This is a genomic window from Modestobacter sp. SYSU DS0657 (assembly GCF_054050925.1).
In genome coordinates this window covers 95,197-101,950 of record NZ_JBJHAG010000014.1, presented here as the reverse complement: position 1 = coordinate 101,950, position 6,754 = coordinate 95,197, and the positions used below count along the sequence as shown (strand labels likewise).

Here is a 6,754-nt window from a genome sequence, read left to right as displayed (position 1 = left end):
GAGCGGCCGTGGCCCCGGCGGTCGTGGGCGATCACCCGGTAGCCGTGCTGCAGGAAGAACATCAGCTGGGCGTCCCAGTCGTCGGCCGACAGCGGCCAGCCGTGGCTGAACACGATCGGCTGACCGGCCCCCCAGTCCTTGTAGAAGATCTCGGTTCCATCGTCGGCGGTGATCGTGCCCATGGCGGGAGGCTCCTCGGATGCGTCGGGTCCGCCGGACGGGATGACTCAGGCGGACGAGGTGAGGGGTACGACGCTCGACGACGGCGGGCAGCTCCGCATCCGTCATGTGACCGGGGCCGGTGCCTTCCCTGGTCGCGGGGAACGACGAAACGCACCGGGGGGAGGGGCCCTGCCGCCGACGCCTGCCGGGCGACCGAAACGGTTCGCCAGCAGAGCCCCGTCGTCCTCGGGCGAGGCGTCGACGACCGGTCATCTGACGGATGTGCGCGCCCCGACCTGCGGCGAGCGTCCCCGACATGACCTCAGACCAGGACGACCCGGCCACGACGTCGCCGAGCAGTGAACCCGCTTCGCTGATCGCCGTCCGCCAGCTGGCTGCGGAGCGACGGCAGTTCCGCGCCGGCGACGACCGCCTCCTCTCGGCCGCCCGGATCAGGGCTGCCCGACGGCGAGACGCGCTCGGGCGGGACGACGCCGGGCGGTGACCCACGCGCTGGGGAGCGACCGGCACTCGACCGCGCGGAGGGGCTGGGACGGCGTGCGGCGCCCGGCCCGGTCGTGCGCTTCTCCGGACCGGTCAGTGTGGCCGCGAGGGCTTCGCGGTGTCGAAGGTGGAGACCCCGTGCGGGGCCTTTACCCCAGCGTCCCGATCCCGATATATTGCCCCGGTCCCAAGGACATCGCGGATCGCCCGGGCAGGATCCGCGCAGCAGCCGGACGGTGGTGGGCGCTGATGGGCACGGACGTGATGGCGGCCGGCCTGGTGGGCCGGGACGCGGAGATCGACGCGCTCGATCGGCTGCTCCGCGACGTGCGGCACCGGGGTGCCGCCGTCCTCGTCCGTGGCGAGGCCGGGATCGGCAAGTCCGCCCTCCTGCGCCACGTGTGCGAGGCCGCGGCCGAGCGGGGGCTGCGGGTGCTGGGCACGACCGGCGTCGAGTCCGAGATGACCCTCCCGTTCGCCGGCCTGCACCAGTTGGTCCGGTCGCTGCTCGGTCGCCTTCCCGCGTTGCCCGCCCCGCAGCGGCGGGCGCTGAAGACGGCGTTCGGCATGACCGACGACGCCGCACCGGAGCTGTTCCTGATCGGCCTGGCGGCCCTGACGTTGATCAGCGACAGCGCCGCGGACCAGCCCCTGGTGCTGGTGATCGACGACGCGCACTGGCTCGACCGGCCCAGCGCCGACGTCCTCGGCTTCGTCGCCCGGCGGCTGGAGTCCGAGGCGGTGGTGATGGTGGCGGCCCAGCGCGACGGCTTCCCGTCCGTCCTCTCCGGTCCGGCGCTGGACGAGCGCCGGCTGGAGCGCCTGGACCGTCGCTCCGCCGAGGACGTGCTGGCGCGCCGGGCGCCGCAGCTCGATCCGGCCGACCGCGGGCGCCTGCTGGTCGTGGCCGCGGGGAATCCGCTCGCGCTGGTGGAGCTGCCTCTGGAGGGCGCGGGGGACGGCTGGGCACCCCTGACGCTGACCGCGAGACTGGAGCACGCGTTCGCGGCGCGGCTCCCCGGGCTGCCCGAGGTGACCCGGGACCTGCTGCTCGTCGCGGCGCTGGAGGACGAGGGCGACCTGGGGGAGGCACTGGCCGCAGCGTCCGCACTCCGCGGCGCCGAGGTCACCGCGGACGCACTGACCTCGGCCGTCGAGGTCGGGCTGGTCGCCGCCGACGGCGGGAAGCTGACCTTCCGCCATCCGCTGGTCCGCCACGCGATCCGGCAGCGGGCCACCCTGGCCCAGCGGCAGCGCGCGCACATCGCGCTGGCCGGGACGCTGCGCGGCAGCGACCGGCAGATCTGGCATCGGGCGGCGGCCGCCGATGCGCCGGACGACGCGGTCGCCGCCGAACTGGAGGACGCCGCGGCGCGCGCCCAGCGCCGAGGTGGCGTGGCAGCGGCGCAGGCGGCGCTCGAGCGAGCCGCCCGACTGACCGCTGACCCGGCAGAGCGAGCACGGCGCTACCTGCGAGCAGCCGAACTGGCCTTCGAATGGGGGCGCCCCGACGTCGTCGACCGCCTCCTGCGCGAGACCGCGGCCCTCGACGTCCCGGCTCGGGAGCGGACCCGCATGACGGTGATCCGGGAGGGGTTCGAGGAGGGCATCCACGACGTCCGAGCGGGCACCCGGATGCTCACCGAGGTCGCCGCTGCGGCCGCCGCCGACGGCCGGGCCGACCAGGCGCTGAGGTTCCTCCAGGCCGCGTCGCTGCGGTGCTGGTGGGCCGACCCTGGGGCGGAGGCGCGCGCCCGCCTGCTCGAGGTCGTCGAGCAGGCACTCGACCCGGACGACGTGCTCGCCGTCGAGGTGCTCGGCTACGTGGCGCCGTTCGACCGCGGGGCGATGCTCCACGAGCGGTTGCGCGCCCTGTCCGACGGTCCGCTCGACCCGGCGCGGGCTCAGGCCGCCGGCTTCGCGGCGAGCGTCGTGGGTGACTTCCCGCTGGCCGTGGAGTTCCTGACGTCGGCGCTCGCGGGCCTCCGGGCCGACGGCCGGCTCGGGCTCTTGGGCCGAGTCCTGACGGTGCAGGCCTGGAGCGCGCTCAACGCCGGGCGGTTCGACCTGGCCGCCACGGCCGCGGACGAGGCCGCCCGGCTGGCCGCCGACTCCGCCCAGCCGCTGATGGGGGCCGTCGCCCTGGTGGTCCAGTCGGTGGTCCCCGCGGTCCGCGGCGCCGAGGACGTGGAGGAGCGCCTCGCCGAGGCGGCCCGGCTGGGGCTGCAGGTCGACTCGAACGCCGTCCTGGCGGTCGTGCAGTTGGCCCGCGGCATGGTCGCGCTCAACCTGGGGCTGCACCAGGCGGCCTGGGACCAGCTGGTCCGCCTCTCCGACCCCTCCGACCCCGCCCACCACCCCGTGGTGCACAGCTTCGCGATCGGCGACCTGGTGGAGGCCGCCGTCCACAGCGGGCACCGGGCGGAGGTCGCGCCGATCGTGGCGGACCTCGAGGCGGTCGCGACGCGGACGCCGGCGCCGTTGCTGCACATCGGGCTGCGATACGGCCGAGCGCTGCTGGCCTCCGAGGACGACGCCGAGGAGCTCTTCTCGGCGGCCCTGGCGGCCGACCTGGGTGCCTGGCCCTTCGCCCGTGCCCGGCTGCAGCTGTCCCACGGGGCCTGGCTACGCCGCCGCCGGCGGGCGGCGGAAGCCCGGGCTCCACTGCGGGCCGCGCGGGACACCTTCGACGCCCTGGGTGCCGCTGCGTGGGGCGATCGGGCGCGGCACGAGCTGCGGGCCTCGGGGGAGCAGAGCAGGCCGCGCACCCCGGAGGCGCGCGAGCAGCTGAGTCCGCAGGAACTGCTGATCGCGCAGCTGGCCGCCGACGGCCTGACCAACAGGGAGATCGGTGCGCGGCTGTACCTGTCGCACCGGACGGTCGGCACCCACCTGCACCGGATCTTCCCGAAGCTCGGCATCACCTCCCGCGTGTCCCTGAGGGCCGCGATCGGTCCGGCACCGGCCCGATCCACCGTCGGCGCGACGGGCATCTGACGTACGCGAGCGCCCGTGGGCCTCGCGGTCCGGCCGAGGCGCAGGTCGTCATGGCCCAGCGGACAGGGCCACCGTCGGTGGTGTGCGGGCAGCGCGCAGGGCCGGGTAGAGCCCGGCGACGGCGCCGATGCCCAGGGTCGCGGCCACGCCGACGAGGGGGACGCCGGGCGGCACCACGGGGAGCCATCCGTTGGCCACGGCCACCACCGCGGTGACCGCGCTCCCGATCGCCGCTCCGGCGCCGCCGCCCAGCGCCGACAGCAGGAGCGCCTCGCTGAAGAACTGGGCGGCGATGTGCCGCCGGGTGGCGCCGAGCGCACGGCGCAGACCGATCTCCCGTCGCCGCTCGATGACCGAGATGATCATGGTGTTGGCCACCCCGATCCCGCCCACGACGAGCGCGATCGCGCCCAGGCCCAGCAGCAGCCCGGTGAACGCCTCGTCGGCGGCAGCACGCGCGGCGAGGGCATCCGAGGGGCGGGAGACCGCGACCGCGCCGGGCCGCGCGGGCTGCAGGGACGGGGGGATGAGACGGGCGACTGCGGCGACCGTTGCGTCCGTGGAACGCTCGTACAACCGGGTCGGCGTCCCGGTGTAGCCGAGTTCGGACGTCGCGACCGGGATTCCGACCAGGGCGGCGACGTCGAGCTCAGGGGCCAGCTGCACCGGATCGAGGATGCCGAGCACGGTCGTGTTCCGGCCGCCCAGCCACACCTGCCGCCCCACCTCGGTGATCCCCAGCCGCCGTGCTGCCGTGGCGCCCAGGACCGTCGTGGGGAAGCGGGCGGAGGCCTCGTCCAGCCAGCGACCGGTCCGCACGTGCCCCCCGACGACGTCCAGCAGGTCCAGCTCGGTGGCGGTGACCGTCAGGCCGCCGGTCAGCCCGGCGTCGATTGCCTTGCTGCGGTAGACGGCGACGTCGGCGAGGTCGGCGGTGGTCGTGGCCGCGGTGACCCCGGCGATCCGCTCGACCCGGGCTGCCGCGTCGGCCGGGAGCGACGGGAACTCGACCCCGCCGGGGGAGTCGGCCACGCCGGCGGTGAGCAGATTGGTGCCCAGCGCCGCCAGTTGCCGGTCCAGGCGTGCCTGGCTGGAGGCGGACAAGCCCACCACGGCGACCATGGCGCCGATCCCGATGGCGATGCCGAGCGCGGAGAGCACGGCGCGCACCGGACGGGCACGAAGGCCTGCCGAGCCCAGGTGCACGAGATCCCCCGCGCGCAGCCGGGACGCAGGGGAGCCAGGTCGCCTGCCCCCGTAGGCGGGGGTCACCGGGTCCCCCGTCCGTCGCCACCGGCGGCGATCGGGGACCCGGAGTCGGCCACGACCCGGCCGTCGGCGATGGACACCTGCCGGGGCAGGCGGGCCGCGAGTCGCTGGTCGTGGGTGATGACGACGACCGTCGTCCCGGTCCGGTGCAGCTCGTGCAGCAGTTCCACGATGCTGCCCCCGGAGCGGCTGTCGAGGTTCCCGGTCGGCTCGTCGGCCAGCAGCAGCGGTGGCCTCCCGACGACGGCGCGAGCGATCGCGACGCGCTGCCGCTCGCCCCCGGAGAGCTGGGAGGGCAGGTGGTCGAGTCGGTGCCCGAGCCCCACTCCGTCCAGCGCGGCACGGGCCCGCTCCCGGCGGACGCGGCGAGGCACGCCGGTGTAGAGCAGCCCATCCGCGACGGCGTCCACGGCGCTCACCCCCTCGGCGAGGTGGAACTGCTGGAACACGAACCCGATCCGGAAGGCCCGCAGGGCCGAGAGGCCGGCGTCGGACAGCCCGCCGATGTCGACGCCGTCGACGAACACCCGACCGGAGGTGGGCTGATCGAGGGTGCCCATGACGTTGAGCAGGGTGGACTTGCCCGACCCGCTGGGGCCGACCACGGCGACGAACTCGCCCGCCTCCACGGCGAGGGTGATCCCGGCCAGCGCTCGCGCGGGGGGTGTTCCGTAGCTCCGGGTGACGTCGTCGAGGCGGAGGACGACGCTCATCGGGTCGGCACCACGACGTGGAGACCCTCGCGGATGCCGTCGCCGGAGATCTCGACGCGTCCGGAGGCGAATGCGCCGACGGTGACCGGGACGACGGTCGTCGGGTCGCCGGCCCGCCGGCCGGGCACCTCGACGCCGAAGGTGGTCTCGTCCACGGCGACGAGCGCCTCGACCGGGACGGTCAGGACGTCCTCGCCGAGGGTGCTGGTGAACCGGACGCGCACGGTCGCCAGGGAGAAGGCCGCCGCGCCGGTCTGGTCGTCCAGGTCCAGGGTGACCGGCACCACGATCCTCGTGCTCGTCCCGTCGGTCGAGGGCCGCTCCACGGCCTCACCCACGCTGCGCACGGTGGCGGGGAGCTCGGTCCCGTCGGGCAGCACCACCGTGACCGCGGCGCCGACGACGGCGAGGCGCTGGTCGTCCAGCCCGAGGTCGGCCTCGACGACCTTGTCGGTGCCCGATGTGGTGAACAGCTCCGTGCCGGGGGCCACCTCGGCGCCGAGCCGGCTGGTGAGCGCCGCCACGCGGACGGGCCGGTCGGAGACCAGCATCGCCGATCGCTCGACGACGCCGGTGCGCTCCACGCCCAGGGCCTTCTGCCAGGCCCGGACCGCGGAGGCCGTGGCATCGGTGAAGCGCGCGTCGGGTGCACCGGTGAAGTGGCCGAACGCCACCAGGTTCTGCTCCAGCTGCCGAACGTCCTCGCCGTCGGTCACGCCGGCCCGCAAGGTCCGCCAGGCCGGTACCTGCCCGCTGAGGAGGACGACCGGCCGGGTGTCGACGGTGTAGAGCGGATCGCCGGCGGAGATCGTCGTGCCGACGGCCGGGAGCATCGTGACCACGCCGGGCGACCCGGAGGTGACGGGCCCTCCGACCGGGAAGCGCAGGGTTCCGCGCACGTCGGTCTCGGCCACCATCGTCCCGATGGTCACCGGGACGGTCGCCGGTCGGGTGGAGGGCGCCACCGCGGCGTCCTCCCGCACTCCCTGCTGGGCCCAGACGCCGGCGCCGGCGAGCGCGGCGGCCAGCAGCCCGACGGCCGCGACCACCCGCCACCGCCGACGCGCGGGGCCAGGCGGATCGGCCACCGCTCCGGAGCGCGGCGTCGC

The 6,754-nt window shown here is 75.6% G+C and carries 6 protein-coding genes; 2 read left to right on the top strand and 4 right to left on the bottom strand.

The window, feature by feature from the left end; all coding sequences use genetic code 11:
- Positions 1–182, bottom strand: a 182-nt coding sequence (locus ACI79A_RS11015) for an alpha/beta fold hydrolase (RefSeq protein ID WP_457082967.1), incomplete at its 3' end; no start/stop codon positions are given.
- 296 nt (positions 183–478) lie between these two features.
- Between ACI79A_RS11015 and ACI79A_RS11010 the strand changes: the two genes are divergently transcribed.
- Together ACI79A_RS11010 and ACI79A_RS11005 are read left to right on the top strand one after the other, a co-directional pair.
- Positions 479–667, top strand: coding sequence for a hypothetical protein (locus tag ACI79A_RS11010; RefSeq protein WP_457082965.1), 189 nt, complete (start codon positions 479–481; stop codon positions 665–667).
- A gap of 248 nt (positions 668–915) precedes the next feature.
- Complete coding sequence (locus ACI79A_RS11005; protein ID WP_457082963.1) at positions 916–3,663, top strand: AAA family ATPase; 2,748 nt, start codon at positions 916–918, stop codon at positions 3,661–3,663.
- A 48-nt stretch (positions 3,664–3,711) separates the two neighbouring features.
- Here the strand turns inward: ACI79A_RS11005 and ACI79A_RS11000 are convergent, their stop codons facing one another.
- The 3 genes from ACI79A_RS11000 to ACI79A_RS10990 form a co-directional block, all read right to left on the bottom strand.
- Positions 3,712–4,824 (bottom strand): ABC transporter permease, encoded by a 1,113-nt coding sequence (locus tag ACI79A_RS11000; protein WP_457082961.1) that lies wholly within the window; start codon positions 4,822–4,824, stop codon positions 3,712–3,714.
- A 107-nt stretch (positions 4,825–4,931) separates the two neighbouring features.
- Complete coding sequence (locus ACI79A_RS10995) at positions 4,932–5,645, bottom strand: ABC transporter ATP-binding protein (protein ID WP_457082959.1); 714 nt, start codon at positions 5,643–5,645, stop codon at positions 4,932–4,934.
- A complete protein-coding gene (locus ACI79A_RS10990; RefSeq protein WP_457082957.1) occupies positions 5,642–6,694 on the bottom strand; it encodes a peptidoglycan-binding protein in 1,053 nt (350 codons plus the stop codon). Before ACI79A_RS10990 ends, ACI79A_RS10995 begins: the two co-directional genes overlap by 4 nt.
- Positions 6,695–6,754: the final 60 nt, after the last annotated feature.